General features: G+C 34.6%; 21 protein-coding genes. 10 read left to right on the top strand and 11 right to left on the bottom strand.

Translation table 11 applies throughout. The features are described from left to right. Nucleotides 1-132: 132 nt before the first annotated feature. The 5 genes from ABN099_RS04905 to htpX all read left to right on the top strand — a co-directional run bounded on the left by ABN099_RS04905 (nucleotide 133) and on the right by htpX (nucleotide 5,745). Nucleotides 133-2,469, top strand: a complete 2,337-nt coding sequence (locus ABN099_RS04905) for a molybdopterin-containing oxidoreductase family protein (protein WP_349462563.1) — start codon at nucleotides 133-135, stop codon at nucleotides 2,467-2,469. Nucleotides 2,470-2,471: 2 nt separating this feature from the next. Further along, nucleotides 2,472-3,023: a 4Fe-4S dicluster domain-containing protein gene (locus tag ABN099_RS04900; protein ID WP_349462562.1), complete on the top strand. Its 552-nt coding sequence runs from the start codon at nucleotides 2,472-2,474 to the stop codon at nucleotides 3,021-3,023. 3 nt (nucleotides 3,024-3,026) lie between these two features. Then, nucleotides 3,027-3,845 carry a dimethyl sulfoxide reductase anchor subunit family protein gene (locus tag ABN099_RS04895; protein ID WP_349462561.1) on the top strand — a complete coding sequence of 273 codons (819 nt, stop codon included), beginning with the start codon at nucleotides 3,027-3,029 and terminating at the stop codon, nucleotides 3,843-3,845. Between the two features lie 299 nt (nucleotides 3,846-4,144). Next, nucleotides 4,145-4,705 carry a LemA family protein gene (locus ABN099_RS04890; protein WP_349462560.1) on the top strand — a complete coding sequence of 187 codons (561 nt, stop codon included), beginning with the start codon at nucleotides 4,145-4,147 and terminating at the stop codon, nucleotides 4,703-4,705. 77 nt (nucleotides 4,706-4,782) lie between these two features. Further along, the gene (htpX, locus tag ABN099_RS04885; protein WP_349462559.1) at nucleotides 4,783-5,745 is read left to right on the top strand and encodes a zinc metalloprotease HtpX; all 963 of its coding nucleotides are present in this window, start codon (nucleotides 4,783-4,785) and stop codon (nucleotides 5,743-5,745) included. A 91-nt stretch (nucleotides 5,746-5,836) separates the two neighbouring features. Here the strand turns inward: htpX and ABN099_RS04880 are convergent, their stop codons facing one another. The 4 genes from ABN099_RS04880 to ABN099_RS04865 form a co-directional block, all read right to left on the bottom strand. Further along, nucleotides 5,837-6,019: a DUF2526 family protein gene (locus ABN099_RS04880; protein WP_349462558.1), complete on the bottom strand. Its 183-nt coding sequence runs from the start codon at nucleotides 6,017-6,019 to the stop codon at nucleotides 5,837-5,839. 89 nt (nucleotides 6,020-6,108) lie between these two features. Next, entirely contained in the window at nucleotides 6,109-7,341 is a 1,233-nt protein-coding gene (locus ABN099_RS04875; protein ID WP_349462557.1) for an MFS transporter, read from the bottom strand. A 197-nt stretch (nucleotides 7,342-7,538) separates the two neighbouring features. Then, nucleotides 7,539-8,309: an ABC transporter permease gene (locus ABN099_RS04870; RefSeq protein WP_349462556.1), complete on the bottom strand. Its 771-nt coding sequence runs from the start codon at nucleotides 8,307-8,309 to the stop codon at nucleotides 7,539-7,541. Continuing rightward, nucleotides 8,306-9,241, bottom strand: coding sequence for an ABC transporter ATP-binding protein (locus tag ABN099_RS04865; RefSeq protein WP_349462555.1), 936 nt, complete (start codon nucleotides 9,239-9,241; stop codon nucleotides 8,306-8,308). Before ABN099_RS04865 ends, ABN099_RS04870 begins: the two co-directional genes overlap by 4 nt. Nucleotides 9,242-10,075: 834 nt before the next feature. Here ABN099_RS04865 and can point away from each other — a divergent pair. From can to ABN099_RS04850, 3 genes are all read left to right on the top strand, one after another. Next, nucleotides 10,076-10,729 (top strand): carbonate dehydratase, encoded by a 654-nt coding sequence (gene can, locus ABN099_RS04860; protein WP_349462554.1) that lies wholly within the window; start codon nucleotides 10,076-10,078, stop codon nucleotides 10,727-10,729. A gap of 186 nt (nucleotides 10,730-10,915) precedes the next feature. Next, nucleotides 10,916-11,227, top strand: a complete 312-nt coding sequence (locus tag ABN099_RS04855; RefSeq protein ID WP_349462553.1) for a type II toxin-antitoxin system HigB family toxin — start codon at nucleotides 10,916-10,918, stop codon at nucleotides 11,225-11,227. Further along, nucleotides 11,224-11,640, top strand: coding sequence for a helix-turn-helix domain-containing protein (locus ABN099_RS04850; RefSeq protein WP_349462552.1), 417 nt, complete (start codon nucleotides 11,224-11,226; stop codon nucleotides 11,638-11,640). Before ABN099_RS04855 ends, ABN099_RS04850 begins: the two co-directional genes overlap by 4 nt. 87 nt (nucleotides 11,641-11,727) lie before the next feature. Here ABN099_RS04850 and hpt read toward each other — a convergent pair whose 3' ends face one another. Then, the gene (gene hpt / locus ABN099_RS04845; RefSeq protein WP_349462551.1) at nucleotides 11,728-12,270 is read right to left on the bottom strand and encodes a hypoxanthine phosphoribosyltransferase; all 543 of its coding nucleotides are present in this window, start codon (nucleotides 12,268-12,270) and stop codon (nucleotides 11,728-11,730) included. A gap of 159 nt (nucleotides 12,271-12,429) precedes the next feature. Further along, on the bottom strand, nucleotides 12,430-14,019 hold the full coding sequence (cueO, locus tag ABN099_RS04840; protein WP_349462550.1) for a multicopper oxidase CueO: 1,590 nt from the start codon (nucleotides 14,017-14,019) through the stop codon (nucleotides 12,430-12,432). Nucleotides 14,020-14,233: 214 nt separating this feature from the next. On the opposite strand from cueO, the gene ABN099_RS04835 reads away from it, so the two are divergent. Continuing rightward, nucleotides 14,234-14,584 carry a YacC family pilotin-like protein gene (locus ABN099_RS04835; RefSeq protein ID WP_349462549.1) on the top strand — a complete coding sequence of 117 codons (351 nt, stop codon included), beginning with the start codon at nucleotides 14,234-14,236 and terminating at the stop codon, nucleotides 14,582-14,584. Between the two features lie 153 nt (nucleotides 14,585-14,737). Here the strand turns inward: ABN099_RS04835 and ABN099_RS04830 are convergent, their stop codons facing one another. Next, nucleotides 14,738-15,787, bottom strand: coding sequence for an AbrB family transcriptional regulator (locus ABN099_RS04830; protein WP_349462548.1), 1,050 nt, complete (start codon nucleotides 15,785-15,787; stop codon nucleotides 14,738-14,740). 115 nt (nucleotides 15,788-15,902) lie between these two features. Between ABN099_RS04830 and ABN099_RS04825 the strand changes: the two genes are divergently transcribed. Further along, the gene (locus ABN099_RS04825) at nucleotides 15,903-16,313 is read left to right on the top strand and encodes a GNAT family N-acetyltransferase (RefSeq protein WP_349462547.1); all 411 of its coding nucleotides are present in this window, start codon (nucleotides 15,903-15,905) and stop codon (nucleotides 16,311-16,313) included. Here the strand turns inward: ABN099_RS04825 and ABN099_RS04820 are convergent, their stop codons facing one another. The 4 genes from ABN099_RS04820 to ABN099_RS04805 form a co-directional block, all read right to left on the bottom strand. After that, nucleotides 16,314-19,067, bottom strand: coding sequence for a hypothetical protein (locus ABN099_RS04820; protein WP_349462546.1), 2,754 nt, complete (start codon nucleotides 19,065-19,067; stop codon nucleotides 16,314-16,316). Between the two features lie 61 nt (nucleotides 19,068-19,128). Then, nucleotides 19,129-21,045: a hypothetical protein gene (locus tag ABN099_RS04815; RefSeq protein ID WP_349462545.1), complete on the bottom strand. Its 1,917-nt coding sequence runs from the start codon at nucleotides 21,043-21,045 to the stop codon at nucleotides 19,129-19,131. 217 nt (nucleotides 21,046-21,262) lie between these two features. Next, nucleotides 21,263-21,895 carry a helix-turn-helix transcriptional regulator gene (locus ABN099_RS04810; RefSeq protein ID WP_349462544.1) on the bottom strand — a complete coding sequence of 211 codons (633 nt, stop codon included), beginning with the start codon at nucleotides 21,893-21,895 and terminating at the stop codon, nucleotides 21,263-21,265. Nucleotides 21,896-21,958: 63 nt separating this feature from the next. Continuing rightward, entirely contained in the window at nucleotides 21,959-22,591 is a 633-nt protein-coding gene (locus ABN099_RS04805; RefSeq protein WP_349462543.1) for a TetR/AcrR family transcriptional regulator, read from the bottom strand. Between the last annotated feature and the right edge of the window lie 231 nt (nucleotides 22,592-22,822).

Here is a 22,822-nt window from a genome sequence, read left to right as displayed (position 1 = left end):
TTTTAAAAGTAAGGGTAATAATCATTTTCTGTCGATTGTTTTTATTGTCTATTTTTTGATGATCTAACTCAAGTTAACTAAAGATGAACCGGGTTTATATATAGTTAACTTTATTGTGCGTGAGAATGTCCTATGTATAAAGATAAACAGTGGGAATTAGATAGAAGAACGTTGCTAAAAGGAATGGGAGCCATTGGTGTTGCCGCCCTTTCTCCTAACGCATTCAGTCTTGCTAATGAAAACAATCCCCTATTTAACCAGAAACCACGGATAAAATTATCCGAATATCAAACCTTTCGTTCAACCTGTGCAATGGAATGTCTGCATTGTAACCTAACAGCTTTCACTCATAAGGGAAAACTTATCAAAATTGAAGCCACAGAAGGCTTTAATGTGAAATGTTGCTTACGAGGAATAAGCCGTACTAAATGGGTATACCATAAAGAGAGATTAACTACGCCTTTATTGCGTGTTGGCGAAAAAGGCAAAGCTGAATTCAAACCCATTAGCTGGAATGAAGCACTTGATTTAATAGAAAAAAATATTAGAGAAACCATTGATAAATATGGCAATGAAGGGCTATTTATCTCTACCCATGCTGGAAATATGGATTCCATCAAAAATGATATGGGTAAAGCCTTCTTTGACTATCTTGGCGGTTCAACAAAACAAGCAGGATCACTGTGTTGCTCTGCGGTAACGGCGGCGATGATCCCAATGGTTGGATTACGTTATGCCGATACTCGCGATACCGTAAAAGATAGCCGCTATATTTTATGCTGGGGTAATAACCCTGCCGTGACTATGCATGCCTATTTTAAGAATTATAATCAAGCTCGTCGTAATGGCGCAAGAATGGTGGTGATTGATCCTCGCTTTAATGAAACAGCCGCTAAAGCCGATGAGTGGATCCCCATTGTTCCCGGTACAGATACGGCACTCGCACTGGGGATGATAAAGCTAATTATTGAAGAAAATCTGACTGATAACGCCTTTTTACGCGCTCATACTGGTGCGGTTTATTTAGTTAATCAGCAGCAACAGCTGTTACGCCAATCGTCTGATGATAAAGATAGTTATTTAGTATTTGATACCCTAAGCCAGCAACTTGTTCGTCACGATACAGCAAATATTGTCCCTGCGTTAACTCATAGTGAACTTCCTAGTGATGCCGATTATGTCACTGTTTTCGAGCAAATCTATCAGCAAGCTAAACCTTGGACGATTGAGAAAACTAGCGAAGAAACGGATATCCCTAAAGAGACGATTATTCGTTTAGCTCGTGATTACGCCACCACAAAACCAGCAATGATTGTGCAAAATATGTCAGGTGCACAACGCACTGAATTTGGTGCTTATGTCGCGGCAAGCCAGTTTTACCTTGCACTATTAACCGGCAATATTGGTAAAAAAGGAGCTGGTATTTGCGATGCGGGTGGTGTTCGTCAAATGGCGAAATTTAACCCAATTATTCCACCAGCACCCAATGCCAAAGCGATTAAGCCTATTCCCGTGGCTAAAGTGGGTGAATGGATTGTCAATGAAAGACCTCACCCCATTAATTTTTGGTGGATCATGACAATGGGGGTAATGACGCAATTACCTAACACCAATATGGTGCGTAAAGCCCTGCAAAAAGTACCGTTTGTGGTTGTTGCTGACAACTTAATGTCATCAACCGCACTTTATGCGGACTTAGTTCTCCCTATTACCACTATTTTTGAAGATACCAGCTTAATGGCAGGTGTTCGTAGTCAATATGTACAGTTAATGGAAAAAGCCGTTGAACCACCAGGAGAAGCAAAACCAGATTATTGGATCTTTGCTCGTCTTGCTGAACGCTTTGGCTTTGGTGAAGTGTTTAATCAACCTATTGAACACTATATTGATACTTGCCTTGCAGGCTCAGGCATTACTCGTCAAATGCTAGAAAAAGGCCCTGTACGCCCCGTTGAAGGTGATTGGATCCCATTTAAAGAGGGTATTTTCCGCACATCGACTAAGAAGGCACACTTCTTTATTGAAGAGTGGCAGAAGAAAAATTACTCCCCTGTAGTGACTTATTATCCTGTTAAAGAGTCAGTGAAAGGCTCTCCTGAGCTTGCCAAAAAATATCCTCTTATGGCGGTACAACGTAAGTTAGCCCGTAGTGTTCACTCTAGCCACGGCATGAATGAGTGGATTTTAGAAGTACAACGTAATCAACCTAATGTACTTATTCACCCCAACGATGCCTTAGAGCGTGGCATTAAAAATGGTGAATGGGCTGTTGCTTATAACCATCGGGGCGAACATAGAGCAATTGCAATAGTGACTACACATATTAAACAAGGGGTTGTCTCTCTTGATAATGGCTGGTGGGAACAACAAGGTGGCAGTAGTAGCCATGTCACTAACGATCATGCAGAACCTTTAGGTGATGGGCATTGCTGTAACAGCACCTTAGTTAACGTAAGACGGGAGGCATAATCATGGCGAAGAAACAGTATGGCTTTCTGGTGAACATGAAAGATTGCTATGGTTGTCGCACCTGTTCAATGGCATGTAAATCAGAAAATGTCACACCACCGGGTGTGTTATGGCGTCGAGTACGCGATTTCGATGAAGATCAACCCAATGCTCAAGCTTTTATTACCATGTCTTGTAACCATTGTGATGATCCACAGTGCTTAAAAGTTTGCCCTGCCGATACTTACACTAAACGTGAAGACGGTATTGTCGTGCAAGATCACGAGAAATGTATTGGTTGTCAGATGTGCATTATGGCATGTCCTTATAATGCGCCTGTTTATGATCCCGCTGAAGGTAAAACCAGTAAATGCAATATGTGTGCAGATAGACTTGATGAGGGATTAAAACCGCGTTGTGTTGAGTCTTGTCCTGCTGGTGCCATCGAATTTGGCGAAATCAGTGAATTACGCAGTAAACACACAACCAATTGGGCGTTATTAGAAAAACGCTATGGCGTGCCTGATCACACCATTAGTGGTCCCAATATTGTCATTATTGGCATGGAGGATTAACCAATGCATGAATACCAACTGCCTTTAGTCCTATTTACGGTAATGAGCCAATGGGGAATTGGTGCAGTATTAGCACTTTCTCTCTATCAATGGCAAAGCCAAAAGCAGAGTAGCGCAATGTTAAGTGCCAAAGCACTGCGTACTACTATTGCTGCAATTTGGCTTATTGAGGTAATAGGTTCTTCCATGTCGATGGGGCACTTAGGAGATCCTCTTGGTGCTTATCGTTCTGTACTAGGCATTACACATTCATGGTTAAGCCGTGAAGCAATAGCCTTTGTATTGCTTAATGGGCTTATCTCTTTATGGGCATTAGCGAGTTGGCTACAACCTCACGCTATTCGTCGTAACAGTTTATTAGGTCTCTTCTGTGGTGTAATAGGATTACCAATAATTTTAGTTACTGCGCAAATCTATTATCAAATGCAAGCGCATCCACTTTGGCACACACCAGCAACACAAATTAGCTTTATTGGCACCGCGCTGTTGTTAGGCTTTGCTACATTGATCCCTTGGTTGCGTTTACAAGGCAAAACAGCCACTAACTCACTAAAACTGGGTGCAGTTATTGGTGCACTATTTGTATTAGCGGGATTAGTGATGAGAGCTCAAGTGGCGGGCGCTGATGTCGCAAGTTTGCTGTTATGGTGGCAAGTTATCGCCAGCCTCATTTTAGCTGCAATCGTGATAACTTTAGCGCACTCGGCTTTATTCAATAAAACGGCACTCTCTATTATTGCGATTTTGATGCTTTTTAGCGGTGAAATTGCCGGAAGAATGCTGTTTTATGGCAATGTAATGGCTAATGCACCTTGGTTTTAATCTGTATTAACTCAGTCTAAATTAAAAATTTAGTTTAGCGCTGAACATCATGATCACTTGGATATTTATTTTGCCCTAGCATTACCTTGATTATTTGCCCTGAATTATTTCAGGGCTTTTTTGTTTGCATAATAATGAATAAAACAAAAAACAGAGTAAAAATGCCTACTTATCTTATTTTTATCTCCCTTACTTTATGCTGAAATAATCGTCTGGCTATATTGATAAATAGTAGGCAAAATTAGCCCTTATGGATCAACGGATTTTCCTGTTTACTATTAAAAAGAGAGCGTTTCACCATGACTGGATTAATAATTACCATCGCTGTATTGGGTCTGATTTTTTATTACTACAACCGAATTATCACTATGCGTGAAGCGGTTATCTCTAGTGAAACAGAAATTTCTGTACAACTTGATCGCCGTGGCAAAGTCTTTGATAGCTTATTAGCGACTGTAAAAAAATATCTTAGCCATGAGTCTGAAGTATTTACTCAAATTACCCAATTACGTACACAAGCACAAAGCGCAAATAGCCAAGAAGCAAAAGCGGCAGAAAATGAATTATCAAAAATAGTTTCTAGTGGTGCTATTAATGTGGCGGTTGAGAATTACCCAGAATTAAAATCCGATACCATTATGGCAAATCTACAAGAAGAGATTGTTTCAACAGAAAATAAGCTCTCTTTTGCTAAACGTGGCTATAACCGTACCTTAGAGCAATATCGTGCATTTATTGCTTCTATTCCTGCGCTATTTATCGTCAAGATTTTCCCAAGTCTAGTGATTAATAAAGAGTATTGGCGTCTTGATGAAGCAACAATTAAATCTGAAGAAGATCGCCGTATTAATTTCGATTAATCCAGCTATCAAGGTAATACACGTTTACAAATAGATTGATAAAAACAGCACTTAACGGTGCTGTTTGGAGTCTCTAAATGGATTTCAGAAATGTTCTGCGTAAAAACGCAATTCGTACTCGTTTTGTTATCGCGACTTATTTATTACTGATGTTAATTATCGGTCTGTTAGTCGACACAGCTATCGGCGCTGATCCACGCTTAGATTTAGTCGATAATATGCTGGCATTTCTGACATTCCAATCAACACCTATTGCCTCATTTATTATTTTAGCTATCTCGATAGTGTTATTAATCATCATTCATTTTAAAGGGCATAAAATCATGCTAACGGGAATGAATGCCCGTTTAATTAGCCCTGATGAAACGCATAATGCACAAGAGCGTCAGCTACTTAATATTGTTGAAGAACTTAGCTTAAGTGCCACATTAGGCTATATTCCTAAGCTCTATATTATTGATACACCTGAAGCTAATGCCTTTGCGGCTGGTTGGTCTGAGAAAAATGCCATTATTGGTGTAACAACAGGTCTATTAACTCGTCTAAATCGACAAGAAATACAAGCCGTATTAGCCCATGAAACAGGGCATATCATTCATGGTGATTCACGATTAACGTTATATGTAGGTATTTTAGCTAACGTTATTCTTACAGTAACCAATATCTTTGGTAGCCGCTTTTATATCGCCTCTGGTAGTAGAGGTAAGAGCAACGATGCGGCAAGCAAAGCACGAATGATACTAATTATCCTAAATCTAGTATTACCCATTATTACTCAAGTGCTCTATTTTTATTTATCACGCACACGCGAATATATGGCAGATGCTGCCGCCGTTGATTTAACCCAAGATAATCAAGCAATGATTAATGCACTAAAGAAAATTTCAGCACAACATGAAACTGAAAATTTTGAAGATGGTTCAACGGGGCGGGCTTATCGCAAAGCGGCGTTTATTTTTAATAAAGGGGATTCTCTATTTTCCACTCACCCTTCCATTGAAAATAGAATTGCGGCACTTGAGGGTAGAAAAACCTTTTAAATCGATTGTGTTAACTTGATGAGAAATCCCCACAAAAAAGCGTTTGCAAACGATAAGCAAACGCTTTTTTTAATCAGCTTAACACGCACTATTAACGCTGTTTTTCACCATGATGAAAAATAGCATTGCGTAAACGTTCTTGTTGCTCATAGCGTTGTGGAAATTCAATCGTATTATCTTTACCCAACTCAACTAGAAGCTCATTCATTGTTTGAATACTGGTTGTGGCAATGGCTTCATCAACTTGTTTAACCACATCATTGTAATGAGACATTTGGATCCTCTTTTCTCATAAAAATCTTAAGTACTATCATATTACAAGAGCAGTAGTTATGTATTTTTTAGTATCAAAAAAAAGCGTGATTAAATCGTATTGAGTGGCTGATTTTTTGTCTCTTTACCTAATAGCATGACGGCAAATATTCCTATTACTATCGAAATACTAAAAATGAGGAAGATTGAGCTTATTTCAACTTGGTATTGCACTAAATATCCCACCAACAAGGGACCTAAAATCCCCCCTATTCTGCCTATTGCAGTTGCTGTCCCTGCACCTGTTGCACGAATGCCATCAGGATATTGCTCTGGTGTATAAGCGTATAAAGCCCCCCAAGCGCCTAAATTAAAAAACGAAAGCAACATGCCAAAAACCAGCAATGTGGTGGTGGAGTCTGCACAACTAAAATAGTAAGCACTAACAGCAGTGCCAGCAAGATAGCTAACTAAAACAAACTTTCTGCCATAGCGTTCAATTAACCATGCAGCAGTGAAATAACCCGGTAATTGTGCCAGTGTCATTATCAATACATATTGAAAACTTTTAATTAAACTAAAGCCTTTTAGCATTGCCACACTTGGCAGCCAAAGAAAAATACCATAATAAGAGAACACCACACAAAACCATAAAATCCACAACATTAAGGTTGAACGACGATATTGAGGAGACCAAATCAGCGCCATGGATTGACGAATGGATAAACGCGTTTTCTTTTGTGATACATGCGTTGATACAGGCTCGGGTAATTTAGCTCGCAGATAGAGAGCATAAACTGCGGGCAATGCGCTTAGCAACATAGCCATACGCCAACCATAATCAGGAATAATAAAGTAAGCAATCAGTGCGGCAATTAACCAACCGACAGCCCAGAAGCTTTCTAGTAATACGACGATCCGTCCACGCTCATGAGTTTCAACACTTTCACTCACTAAGGTTGAAGCCACTGGCAATTCCCCACCTAATCCCATACCAATAAAAAAGCGCAAAATCAGTACAATCATCAGTGAACTTGCCAATGCGGTTAAGCCACATCCCAAACTAAATAGCAGTAACGTGAAGATAAATACAGGCTTTCTACCTTTTCTATCCGCCATAATGCCAAAAACAAAAGCACCTACAGCCATTCCTATTGAGTTTACACTGCCAATCCACCCCAATTGAGAAGCGGTTAATCCCCAATCTTCTTTTAATGCGGTTAATAAAAACGCTAATAATCCCACATCCATTGCATCAAAAGTCCAGCCCATACCAGCAATACACAGAAGTTTATTACGTGAAATGGTTGCAGGCACTTTTTCTGTTTGGCTTGCCGTTGTCATTTAATTTTCCCACTCTACCCTGTCAAAGTGTTTAGTATACTAAACAACAAAAATGATTTTGTTAATAGCAAAAAGACAATTTAAAGAAAAATTAACATCAAGATGGAAAAATAGGTCAAAAAAAATCGATATCTGAATAAAAGATACCGATTTTATATTTTTTAGCTTTTTTATAAGCAATTAACTAAATAGCTTGATTAGCTTCTTAAACCACGACCTTTTTCAATTAAATACCAAGCAATGGCATAAAACACCGCAATAAACAGGCATAAAACACCAATAGTAACGGTTAAAGAGACATCGGTAATTCCCAAGAATCCATAACGGAAACCACTAATCATATAAACAATTGGGTTTAACTTAGATACGCCCTGCCAAAATTCAGGAAGTAGTGTAAGAGAATAAAACACCCCCCCTAAATAAGTTAACGGTGTTAATACGAAAGTAGGAATAATGCTAATATCATCAAAGGTTTTAGCAAAAATCGCATTTAATAGCCCAGCAAGAGAGAACACGATGGATGTCATTAGTAATGTCACTACCACCATTGTCCAAGAGTGTATTTCTAAGGGGACAAAAAAGAGTGAAATTAGAGTAACTAATATGCCAACACAAACACCACGAGCAACACCGCCCCCCACAAAACCAGCAATAACCACATGAGTAGGTACAGGTGATACTAATAATTCCTCAATACTACGCTGGAATTTGGCACCAAAAAATGAAGAAGAGACGTTAGCATATGAGTTTGTTATTACCGCCATCATAATCAGGCCAGGAACAATAAACTGCATGTAATCCACCCCCCCCATATCACCAATGCGTTTACCAATTAAGTTACCGAAAATAACGAAATAAAGTGACATCGTAATAACAGGTGGAATTAACGTTTGTACCCAAATACGACCAAAACGGGTAACTTCTTTTATCCAAATAGTTTTGAGGGCTACCCAATAGAGCTGAATCATTCCCCCGCTCCTTCTTGTGTATGATCTTCATTAACTAAATGCACAAACAACTCTTCAAGACGATTCGCTTTATTTCGCATACTTAATACTTGAATACCTTGTGTATTTAATTGAGCAAAAACACTGCTTAACCCCTGCTCTCTCTTTACATCAACTTCTAATGTTGAAGTATCCACTAAACGATATTGATAGTTTTGTAATTCAGGCAGTGGGCTTTTTGGTGCTAAATCTAAAATAAAGGTTTCAGACTCTAACTTGCTTAATAACCCTTTCATGCTGGTATTTTCAACCAGTTCACCACGTTGAATGATACCAATATTCCGACAAAGCATTTCTGCTTCTTCAAGATAGTGAGTAGTTAAAATAATCGTGGTGCCTTCATCATTAAGCTGTTTTAAGAAGGTCCACATAGAGCGACGCAGTTCAATATCAACACCCGCTGTTGGCTCATCTAAAATTAGTAATCTAGGTTGATGCATAAGTGCACGGGCAATCATTAAACGGCGCTTCATTCCTCCTGATAAAAAACGGGCTCTGTCATCTTTTTTCTCCCATAGATCAAGTTGGGTTAAATAGATTTCGGCACGTTCTAAAGCAAGTTTACGAGGCACACCATAATAACCAGCTTGATTGATAACAATTTGCAAAACGGTTTCAAAAGGATTGAAATTAAATTCTTGTGGCACTAAGCCAAGTTGTCGTTTGGCATTAACCATATCGGTATCTGTATCGTAACCAAATACCTTTACCTTACCGCTGCTTTTATTTACCAACGAACTAATAATACCAATTGTGGTTGATTTACCCGCACCATTAGGCCCTAACAGGGCATAAAAATCCCCTGCTTCAACGGTAAGATTAATACCTTTTAGTGCTTTTACACCATTGTGGTAGGTTTTCGTTAACTCAGTTAACTCCAATGCATAAGTCATAAGTGGAAATTACCTTTTATCAACTGCATTATTCAGCATTTACTGAGCTGAAATCAGAAAATAGCTATTCAACTAAGCATTCCTAACATATTTCAATTTAGAAAATAGGCTTAGTTCAATAGGATCAAAATGGAATAAGTTATTCTAGATAAAAAACAGCGGCAAATAAACCGTTTTGAAGTTTATGACACAAATGAATAAATAAGCAAACATTAACAATTATCGCCAAAACACAGATAATAAAAAACAACCGATTATCATCTTGATTGTCTTGTTCCACTGCTATTTTTTACTGTTATTCCTAACTTTAAAAGCAACAGTTTCATCTCGTTATCATTGAGTTTATTTGATATCAATAAAATTATTGCCTTTATTAGTCACTCTTACTGAAAGATATTCTCTCAATATGGACCAAGCTAATTTCAGCACAATATGAAATTATTTTAAAACAAACTTTATTATTGATCCTCAAAAAATAATTTCATAGATAAGAATTATTTATAAAAATAAAGCTATCACTATGATATAAATGGCTTAATGATAGAATTAACAATTAGTTATCTTTTCACGAATTTGATTTACATCAAATAATGTATTGATAATTTAATTAAACAAATGCTATAAAAAGATCTATCTTATTTGAATGCAAAAAAACATTGATAGTTATCTGTCATTAGGTGCTAAAAAAGCCCTCTGATTAATTCAAAAGTAATGGTATAAAAATACCCTTTCATTGCGGATATTTCACATCCGAACATAACACAAAAGCTGTTTCGTGTTGGCGTACTGTCAGCGCAAATGGTTAAAAACCGAATTTACAGGCAGTCATACGTCATGATGAGAAAAATTGAAGAGCTGTTATCTAATAACAAGCAATGGTCAGAATCTGTCACTGAAGAAAATCCTCAGTTTTTTAAAGATCTCTGTAAAGGCCAAAAACCACACTTTTTATGGATTGGTTGCTCTGACAGCCGAGTTCCCGCTGAAAAATTAATTAACGCCGCCCCAGGCGACTTATTTGTTCACCGTAACGTTGCCAATCTGGTTATCCACACTGATTTAAACTGCCTTTCAGTTATTCAATATGCGGTTGATGTACTGCAAGTGGAACATATTATTGTCTGTGGTCACTATGGTTGCGGTGGTATTGAAGCGGCAATTGAAGGCACTGAACTGGGTCTTATCAATAATTGGTTACTGCATATTCGTGATATTTGGTATAAACACAGCTCAATGTTAGGTGAACTTGCACCACAAGATAGATTAAACCTACTTTGCGAACTTAACGTTATTGAACAAGTTTATAATCTTGGTCACTCAACCATTATGCAAGCGGCATGGAAACGTGGACAAAAAGTGATGATCCACGGTTGGGTTTATGGCTTAAATAACGGTGAGCTACACGACTTAGATGTGACTTCAGATAGCCGCGAAAAATTAGAGCTCTCTTATCGCCAAGCAATGGCAAAATTGAGTCATCCGCGTTAATTCTAGCTTATCAGCATTGTGAATATAGGCTCTAAACGTGGAGTTCTCTCCTTTAGAGCCTAGCTTCTTCTTCGCTTTATTCCTCTCCTGTCCTTTTCTTTCATAAAACAACCCTATTTTGTTGTCTATTTGGCAACAAATTAAAAGGATGCTATTCTGTTGCCAAATAGGAAACAAGGACATGGAATGCACGTAATATCACGAGAACTTTTTAATTTGGCATCTATACGTTTCCCTAATTGTCCCCTAGCACTTTCTGATACTTATAAAACATTAAAACGTGATGCCTATCAAACACCAGCAGAGTTAAAAAAAGTGTTCCCAAGTTTAGATAGGATGAAATATAGAGAAAAATGGTGGGTTATTGATATTGGAGGAAATACATTAAGGATCATATTCTTTGCTGATTTTGAAAGAAGCAAAATATTTGTAAAACACATTTCTACACATGCTGAATATGATAAATTTGTGGACCACTATCGGAGAACAAAAGAATGATAATTATTGATGCTATTCAGGCTGCAAATAGCCTAGTGAATATAGTTCCTATTCTCGGTGGTAGCCATTCTCGTAAAGATTATGAAGATGGTGTCAAATTAGTTGAATACTTAGTTGAACACAGCCCTGATAACCCTTTAATTGATATGCTTTGTACTAAAATTGATGAATATGAAAACAGCGCACCGGAGTTTCAAGCCTTCAACGAAAAACTGAATAAATGTGATGATGCTATTGCTGTTTTACGCACATTAATGGATCAATACAATCTTAATACAACTGATTTTGAAGATGAGCTAGGTTCTCGCTCTTATGTCAGCCGCATTTTAAATGGTGAGCGTAATTTAACACTTGAACACATCAAAAAACTGGCATTTCGGTTTAACTTACCTGCATCTCTATTTATTAAATAATAGCATTATCAATAACACGCTAATTATTCAGACAAAAAACCCGCTTTTTTTCAGCGGGTTTTTTCACTTCTATTTTAAGTAAATGAATTACTCATCTAGTAGCGTTACATGCCCAATATAAGGCAGGTGGCGATAACGTTGCGCGTAATCGATTCCGTAACCGATAACAAATTTATCTTCTATAGAGTAACCAATCCACTCAACAGGCACTTCAACTTCACGACGAGAAGGCTTATCAAGTAAAGTACAAATAGAGATAGAAGCGGGCTCACGTAAGCTTAAAATCTCACGAACGCGATTTAAGGTATTACCTGAGTCAATAATATCTTCAACAATCAGAACATCTTTACCACGAATATCTTCATCTAGATCTTTAATGATTTTAACGTCACGGGTTGACGTCATACCATTACCATAACTTGAGACTGTCATAAAATCGACTTCATGAGGCGTCTCAATTTCACGGCATAAATCAGCCATAAAAATAAAAGAACCTTTTAGTAAACCGATTAAGACAAGATCATGTTTCTCTTGACGAGGAGTGTAATGTTCGGTGATTTCACGACCTAATTCAGCAATACGCTGTTTGATCTCTTCTTCAGAGATCATGACATCAACAATATGTTTCATGATTTATTTCGATTGGGTTAACGTGGAAAGCAACCGATTGTACCAGAACTTACTTCATCATGCGATGATCTGATTTAATGAAAGTAAGGGCATAAAATATCAATTTTACACCCTTCTTTGATTTATCTTACTGATATTATTTATTATTACAGTGAATTACTACTTACTTACGGTAAAACCTAACATCATGCCAGTATCTTCATGCTCTAATAAGTGACAGTGCGCCATAAATGGATGTGCTTGCGTCGCTAAATGGTCGAATTTAACTAAGATTTCGCTAATTTGTCCCTCTACTTTCACGATATCTTTCCAACCTTGGCGGTGTTTTTCTGGTGCTCGACCATTCTCCGTTAAAATACGAAATTGCGTACCATGAACATGGAATGGGTGCAGCATCATATCGCCACGACCTGAAACAACCCAACGCTCATAAACACCTTGTTTTACATCAAAAGCAGGTTCTGTCATTGAGAAAGGAATACCATTAATACTGTTTGCATTATGGAAATCGATGTCACCATTAGAATGACCACATCCTCCATTCATCATTCCACCGCCCATCATGCCATTACCATTACCTTGGCGCATATGACTCATGCCATGATGCAACCCCGCTAATGCTTTATCACCATAACGTTCTGTTAATGCCATCATCCCTTGCATATCTAAGCGCATATCCATACGTAAATGTAATGGACGAGTTGCCAAATTAGTTAATGATGGCAATGCAGAAATAAGTGCAAGTTGATCAGGCAATACGCCTTGTGCTTTTTCTGCTGAAGGTAATAGACGTAATACAGGTAATACATTATCAAATGGCGCTAATACCATTCCCATTTGACGTACTGGTAAAGTCACGATATCGAAATCACGCCCATCAGACGTATCAACTAATACTTCAAAACGCTCACCCATTAAGATAGGTAATTCAGTCACTTTTACCGGCTCAGCTAATAACCCACCATCACTGGCAATAACATACATTGGTCTGCCATCACTGGTTGCCAAATTAAGACTACGTGCATTACAACCATTTAAGAAACGTAATCTAATCCAACCTTTTGGTACGATATGTTGTGGTTGAATGGCGCCGTTGGTTAACATCATATCGCCAAACCAACCAATTGCCGCGCTCATAACATCAAGTTGATAATCAATCTGTCCATTACTGTCTAAGCGTTTATCTTGCAAAATAACAGGTAAATCATCAACGCCCCAGCGTTTAGGTAATTTATGATTTGGCGTTTCATCATCTTCAATAATCACTAAACCGCCTAATCCCATCGCCACTTGTTGCCCTGTAATACCGTGAGTATGAGGGTGGAACCAGCAGGTTGATTCTGCTTGGTTTGGCGTAAAAGTGACTGTGCGAGATTGTCCTGGTGCAATAGTCGCTTGTGGACCACCGTCTTGTTCACCACTAATTTCAAGACCATGCCAATGAACCGTTGTGGTTTCTGGTAATTGGTTATGAATATCAATAGTGACCGGTTGACCACGCTTAAGTTTTAACGCAGGACCTAATAAATTACCGTTATATCCCCACGTTGTTGTGCTTGCAGAAGGGATAAATTGAGAAACACCTTGTTGAATATTCAGAACAATCTTTTGTTGTGCATCAGGGCTAATTTGGGGTGGAATAGCCAATGAAGCCGTGTTACTTTGAGCGAATGCAAGACGACTCCAGCTTGGTAATAGTGTTACTGCACTTAATGTGGCGCCTAATTTTAAAAATTCGCGACGTTGCATGATGTATTCCTTTGAATTAAAACAAGCTACTCTGGTTTTGTCGTAATAAGACCAATAAAGCAGTTCTGTAAACTAATTACGAATGCTAAAGTTTCCCCTTACTGGAAGGTCAATTTAAAACCAGATAAAACAGAGGGTCTTTGCAAAACTTTTAACTAAATTAAGTGAAATAACAAAACTTACGAAATCATCACACTGAGGAATGTCGTAACCAATGAAGAAAATGTTCGCCTTGCTCTGTACTGTTACGCTCTCTTTCACCACACTTTTCTCTTCTAGTGCAACAGCGTTAACCGATTCTCAAGCAGAAGACTTGGCAGATTTAACGGCTATCTACCTATTTTTAAATAAAGATTGTGGTTATGAGCAGGTATCAAAACAGAAAATAGAAAGAGCTATTTTTATCTTTTCCCGCTCTCAACAATGGGATGTCAGTAACTATTCTTCTTTACCAATGAGTAAATTAAATGAAGATAGTTATCTTGATTTGAAGGGAATTAAAGTACCACATAATAAGAAATGTCAATTATTAGCCAATAAGTCAATGAGTTTATTAGACTATTAATCGGTTGTTGGGCATAAATAAAATAAAAACAGCTTAAAATAACCTCCTATTTTTAGATATATTATGGAGGTTATCATAAATTCCATTTACCACACGCGCTAATACCCACCGCTATTATTGACCGCATTTCTCACTTTCTAACGGTATTGTATTTTACCCTTTATCACTGTTTTTTCTCTTTTGTTTGCGCTCATTCCAAAACAGCGCCACAGAAGGAATACTTTGAATAATCAACATTCTAAAAATATGGTTAGACATAACAAAAGCAGCATCGACATTCATAGTAATGGCAGCAAAAGTCATTGCCTCCATACTTCCCGGTGCCCAAGCTAAAACTAAAGTCGCCCAAGGAACGCCGGTTAAAGAAGCAGCACTAAAGGCGACAATAACCGTCAAAATCACGTTAATTATCACGACTTGAACAGAAGAAAATGCATTTTTAATCAGGGATGAAAGCGGAAAAACCACAAAGTGAGCACCAATATTCATACCAATTAATACCATGCTCAATTCATTAAGTAACATAGGAAAAGCAATGGGTTCACTAATAAAAGATTGAACCAAAACAGCACTACCTAATGAGGTCAACATAAAAGGCGCTGGAAATCGGATTTTCTGTAATAAAAGTCCAAAAACTAATCCTAAAGCAACAATCAATAATAACCACAACAGTGAATTAATCGTCATTTCGGGTATAGCAAATTCAGGCATATTGGCTTTATCAGCGCCCACAATAAAACCCGCCATAATAATCAACACCATTAAACGAATGGTATGAGAAATTACTATTTTTTGAGGAGGGGTTTTAGTGTGATCCGTTAAAGCAAGAATTGCCGCCATTGCGCCCGGAACTGCACCTAACATCGACTCTTCTTTCGTCCAGCCAATATGACGATGAAACCAAAAATAGCTGACAAAAAACTGAATAGCTAAACAAATCACTAACGTCAGCAATAAAATCACCAGATTATCTGCACTGCCTAAATGTACTTGATTAAACATTAAGCCAACAGACGTCCCCAGCGTAAGCTGAATAAACGTTAGCGTATGTTTAGGCACTGAAAGTTCAAAACCAAACCGATAAGCAATAATCACCACAACAATAGGACCAAACATTAACGCCATAGGTAAACCAGAAAGCGTTAATCCAGTACCAACTAAAGCGCAAAAAAGAATACCCGGTAAGGTTTTTAAGAACGACATGTTGTGTTATCCAATTTTTTTATTTATTGTTTTTTATCCTAGCATTAGTGAGTTCAATTAATAACTAAATAGTTATAATAAAAACATCGCTTTTTCTTAATATTAAGAGCTAATTATGTCATTAAAAGTTACCACAAATCCAACTGCTAATGAGATCAACGAAATCTATGAGGGGTTACTGACACATAACCTTCAATTTATTAGTTTTGATCAATACACGCCACTTGCGGTATTTAAAGAGGAAAAAGGCAAAAAGATTGGTGGGATAAGCGGTGATATTTTAGGAAACTGGTTACGCATTCGTTACTTATGGGTAGATAAAGCCTATCGTGGACAAAACATAGGTACAGAATTGCTACAAACCATGGAAAATAGCGCAAAAGAGAAAGGTGCCAAATATGCAGAAGTGGATACCTTTAGCTTCCAAGCCCTGCCTTTTTATCAAAAGCAGGGATTTGAAATATTTGGCACACTAGAGAACTATCCAGTGAGTGATAAGAAATATTATTTAAGAAAAATGTTATAATTATTTTTTTATTTTTTTATCACTCTGATTACTCTTATTACTTAGATCCTCATCAATTGCAGTGACGATGCTATTTATTGCCAACTTAAAGTCACTGTCTATTTCTTTGTCAGCTGGGCTTTTAATTGGTTCTTCACTTTGGTTTTTAATTGCATTACTTTCCATTTTTTTATTAATAAATTCATTTATACTTTTTTCAATCCCACTATTTATATAATCTTTAATTAAAGATTTATTACTTTTTATTTTTTTATTTATTAAATACAAAACACTTCCATTAGTATAGTTAAACTTAATTTTATCGTTATTCTTTTCATCTTTATTAAACTCAAAAACTACAAAAGGGCTTTCTATTTTATAATGTTTCATTTCTTTATATTTATCAAATAAGATGTCATATAGTTCACCTTCGAAAACAAAATTAGATTGAAAACCTTTTCTATTATCAATATCAGCTTTATTTGACGACTTATCTATATTTAAATTCTCTTTAGTTTCTAATTCATTACTACCAAACCCAACACCTTGATTTTTTTCTATTTCACCCTCCATCATAGGTGCTATTCTTTCATTTTTGTACTGCTCTTTTTTCCTTTTATTTTTTTCCTGAACATTCTCAATTTCATTTTTCAACAGCTGAAATTCGTTTTCTTTATCAATCGTATTATCAATGAAATTTTTTATAGCCTTATCTAATACTTTATTTTTTACAGGATTATTTATCTCACTTCTTAACTTTCTATTTTTCTCAATATTTTCTTTTGTTTTAGTTACAAAATCAGAGCCTGAACTGATACTATAATTATGGACTTCTTTTTTATTTATCACTTTCCTATTAATTTCTTTATTTATTTTTTCCATCAATAATGAAATTGAATCTTCAATTTTAGGATCGTTTTCGTCAAAGTTTATTGACATTGCTTCTTCTGGAATATATTCAATATCATCAATTTTTTTGTTCAAAAAATCTAATCCATTTATTTTAGAAGCATCACTCTTTAACACATTTTCACTTCTGAATGTAATATTATTTAACTGAGTTAAATCATCATCTAAAAGCATTCCCCTCATCTTTGAAAGATAAAGATCAAACTCATTCATTAGCTCTTTTATATTATTTTTTATTGGTATTTTAGTCGTTTCACCAATTGAGTCACTTATATTAAAATTTAAATTTTCTTTTAATTTAATTAAAAGATTTTTTATCTCATGATAAGGATCATTTTCTTCAACTTCCGTATTCACTCTCTCTTTTGAGCTCTTGATAGAAACTAAACTATCACGAATAGAAGTCATTATTTCTCTTGCTTCATTTACGTGTCTATTAAAATCTATTTTTATTTCTTGATTAACATCAGATAAAATTTCTTTTATTTTTTCATCTATTAAATTAATTTCATTATATTTCTTCATCATCTCTTCCATAGAGGAAAAAATATTTAACGACTTATTTAACAGTTCATCTTTATCTTCTCTGTTTTCTATTTTATCTTTAATTTCCAGCTCAGAAATCTTTATTATTGACTCATTATTTGCATTTCTTTTTATTTCTTTAATTATTTCATCTGCTTTCTTATCTGCCTTTTCTCTTGCTAATCTCTTTGTTTCCTCTTCTGTTTCATCAACCGTATCCATCACTTCTTCTTTTATTTCTTCTTCTTTTACCTCTTCTTTTAATTTCATTTCCTCTTCTATTTTTTCTATTTGCGCTATTAAATCACTATTATCTAATAGTATATTTAACTCTCTTTTTTTATTTTCCCATTTCATTTCCTCTTCAGAAAATAGTTTTACACCTCCAAAATTTTCTTTTAACTCCTCATCTGAACTTCTATATTTTTGAAAATCACATCCATTAATATATATATTTCTCCACTCCATTATTAGTTTTTTAAAAGAAGCATTTTTATTATCTTTATTTCCTAGTGCCACTTTCATTATTGTTGATAAATTATGTTTTATTTTCTCGCTAAGAACCTTATCAGAATTACTCAGCACTCCTAATTCATCTTCAGCAATAACAAGTAAATTAATACAACTTATAAATTTATCTCTTTCTTTAACACTTGAAAAATTACTCATAAAGTCATATTTTTTATTTAAATGTATTTTTTCAAAATTATATATTTTAGTAATAAGTTTATAGATATTTTTAAAGTCATCAACATTTAAGGCATTAAGTCTATTGTTAATTATAATACTAAAAACATTAAATAAATCATGTTCATTAGAAGTGATGTCATCAAGATTATTGGATAATGAAAAATAATCTTTCGCTTTTTTAACTTCGGTTAAATAATGACTAAAACTATAAAAATCAAATTTAGCATCTGAATTATAAATAAGATCATTCAACACATTAGAATTATTTATTTCTTCTCTATATTCATTTGAAATTTCATTTAAAAATAAATTTTTTTTATCATTTTCTCCCACCATAGAAATCAAATTTTCTCTTCTATCGATATCTCCTTGATTTTCATATATGACATTATCAATTTTTAATTTCTCAGAAGAATTAAACATCTTATTATTATTTATACTTTTTATACTTCTAACAAATAAAGTCATATCAATTTTATGGTAAAAAGAGGAAATTCCATGAACTATTCTTTTTAAAAACGAAGGTGATACGGGGGTGTTTTTTATCTCACTTATCTTTTTTGAAATAATATATTCTTCTTTTTTAGGATATCTATGACTCACTTTAGAAAAAGAAAATTTAGGATTTAAAGTAACACTATTCATCTTCATAAAAACACCTACTTATATATATTTAAAATCTTATAAAAAATAAAAATAACTTATTGATGTATTAAATATGCTCAAAATAGTTAGAAAAATATTTCCTAAGCACTTCGTCTTTATATTTTACAAAATCACCATCTTTTAATCCCAATCGATTTAAAATATCTTTTAATTTTGTTTTTGCCATTGTTTCTTGTGTTTTATCAGAACCACCCCCACCATTTGCTTTTACTCCATCACTATCATAACTTATCGAATATCCTTTACTTTCTTCGCTTAATTCACTCACTTCATTTTCAAATGTTTCATAACTGATTAATAATATGACAGCATCCTGTGCCCACTTATAATTAATATTATTACTTGAGTTTTTAAATAATCGAGTGAGTAAATCCTTTCCATTGTCATTTTGTTTTATATTTTCATAAAAAGAATTACTAAGTGAATTTATTATTTTCTCTGTTGGTTTACCTAAATTTTTATGAATATGTTCACTTACTGTTTTGATTAAGTCATCTACTTTTGTAATAGAATCTTTATCGCCAATAAATATTTCATTTTTTGAAATCTTATTAAATAATTCTTTTGTTAATTTATCAGATATACCTTCCTTTATATGTTCATATACACCATAAAAATCTTTACCCATTGCTATTTTATTTTTTTCATTCAAAACAGAATCAACTATTTCATCAATAGTTGAATCAAATTTTATATTACTATTTTTACTATTAACCTTTTCTTTTAATAAACTTTTTAATTCTTCAATCGTATTAGAAGAAAACAAATTATCCATCTCTGGATCAGTGATATCATTTAATTTATTTACTATTTTCACGTGTAAATCAGAATAATTCTCTTCAAATTTATTTTTAGCCAAATCAGATTTAAATTCATTACTTAATATTTTCATATCATTAACAAGCTTGCATTCCAAAGCCTTTTCTAAAGTATGATATTTAATCGTTACATCTATATTTTTATTATTAAATAATTTCTTATCTATTACTTTATTAATATTATCAGTAAATGTTTCATTTAGTTGGTTTAGTTTATTAGAGAAATTACTAAAAGCTTCATTATTTGACACACTATCAAACCTAAATGTTTTTAATGATCTATTTATATTAGGATTTTCAAAATCGACACTTACAGGTAACAATGATCTATTTATAAATTTAAATGGTGAAAAAAATATTTTAATTAAATTTTTAAAACTTCTTTTCTTTTCACTTCTAAAATAAAGATTTTGATTTGCATTTAATTTTTTTCTCCCGGAATTAGTAATCCAATCAGGAAGTTTATTTTCTTTTTTTTCAACAATTTGATTATCTATATTTTCAGTATTTTTATGATTACTCTCTTCCGTTGTAATAGATTGCTTTTCTATACTTTCAGTATTTTTATGATTACTCTTTTCTGTCGTAATAGATTGCTTTTCTATACTTTCAGTATTTTCATGATTACTCTCTTCCGTTGTAATAGATTGCTTTTCTATACTTTCAGTATTTTCATGATTACTCTCTTCTGTCGTAATAGATTGCTTTTCTATACTTTCAGTATTTTTATAACTATTATCTGTTTCAATAAAATCTTTATGACTACGTAAATGATCATTTTCATCAAATAAATCATTCATCATATTTTCAAGATTGTTATTAATAAGGTCATCAATTTCTTGATTAAATTTATCATCTGAAACAGTCTTATTTTTATTCTCATTGTAGCTATCTGACTTATTATTTAAAACAGGATAACTATCGCTATTATTTTTTAATTTATTTTCACAGCCATTTATATACTTAGATATATTACTACCTAATGTCGTATTTTTATCTCCTTTCATCCTAATATTTACATTAGTATTAAAAATACTTTCCAAATCCTTGATATATGAAAGCGTTTTTTTATACTCAGTTTCAATCTTATTTTCTATATTATTTACAGATTTAGTTACTGCTAAATTTACTTCTCCAACTTTCATTTTAAATGCCTTCTTTAAAATTGTTTTAGATAGTCTATCCCTCTCATTTTTTTAAGTTTATAAAAATCGCACAATAGTAATTAATTAACACTTTTCAATAAAAGAACTATATATAATTTAAAATTAAAAATAGAAATAAAAAAAGATATCAACAAGTGATATCTTTTTTTTAGTGTAAATATTTTCTCTGGTATTTAACAATAAGTTGCTAGTTTATTTATTCTTTTAGATCGTTATAAACAGTTGCCCTTGAAACACCAAGATATTGTGCAGTGATCTCCATCGCTTTACGCAGTGAAAGGTAACCTTCATCTTGTAGACAAAGTAATAATTCACGACGCTGATGGGGTTTCAGAGCTCTTGGCGTTACTGAATAAGTTGCAGAAAACTCGTCAATACGCTTTTTCAGTGAATCCTCGGTTACTGAGCTAAAGGTTTCAATAATGTCATTGCCTTCTTCAAGCGTGGCAAATTGATTAAGCACCATTTGCAAACCTTTAATCATTGAAATATCAATATTTAAACATAAAGCAGCAACATAATTGCCTTGCTTATCTTTAATACCAATAGACGTACTTTTCGCCGTTCTTCCATCAGGAAACTGGTTAGGATAATTTGCAACAATTTGAGGAAAATCAGACGACTCGATACGCGCCATTCCTAACTCTGTTGCTCTATCTCCTACTTTTCGTCCTGAAAGGTTATTTTCAATGACCATAATAGTATTTTCACTATCAGTCAGATCATGAAGTACAACTTCACAAAAAGGCGATAATGTTTTACCAATGCCTTGTGCAATATATTCTAGTTGTTCTACCAGCCACTCTTGGTCTTCTGTTTTATGTGACATAACGATCCTGCAATAGCTAAAACGTAAATGATTGATACAATTTTAACTGATTTATTCAAATAATTAATCGTTATCTGTAGGAAAATCTGACTTTGCCTGATTTAGGATAGCTTTTGCCATCCATTGAGTCATATCAATGACCTGCTGATCGTCCATTTTCCAGATATCTTTCATTACTAAAAATACTTCCGAACCATAAATCAGTGAAAACGCTTTAATCACCTTATCCCACATCTCTTCTGGATATTGGCTTTTTAATGGCTCAATCACCTTAAGAAGTATCTCTTTACGGTGACCTCGAATAAATCGTTTTTCTGTATATTCACTTGATTGCCTCTCTTTTGCCCACTGCTGTAACGATACTTGCAGTGCGCCTCGCAATGCCCCTTCATGTTTAAACATTTGTGGATAAGCAAGATTAAGCAATTTTTGAATACGCTCTTGCGTATTATCTTCAGCGATAGGTTTCCATGCAATAATCGGTGCTAAACTGGCATCCACAGTAGCACTAATTAAATCACTCTGAGTCGGAAAATAGCGATATGCGGTTGCTCTAGAAACACCTGCATGCGCCGCTAATTCTGACACTGTCGGTAACATTCCCTGCTCAAAAAGTCCCAACGCAGTATTCACTAATAAATGGTAGGTTCTTTTTCGTGTACCGGACATTGCATCCGTTTCATCACTGTAACTCATCGTAAATCCTTCGCTATTATCATACTTCCGTATGGTTTACTGATCTTATAATAAATTTTCAATTCTATTAACGTTTACTTTAGGTGATTAACTCACCCTAATCGATATCTAAAACAGAAAAAATAAAAATAATGAGACACGAGTCTCAAAGTGGTGCTATTATAAATGAAACTCAAGTCTCATTATGATTATAATCTATTCGTCAATAATCATAAAAGGTAAGGGAAGGCT

The sequence above is a fragment of the Proteus hauseri genome (assembly GCF_040139125.1).
Lineage (GTDB): Bacteria > Pseudomonadota > Gammaproteobacteria > Enterobacterales > Enterobacteriaceae > Proteus > Proteus hauseri_B.
The sequence above is the reverse complement of the archived record's forward strand: the minus strand, read 5'-3'. Positions and strand labels throughout refer to the sequence as shown.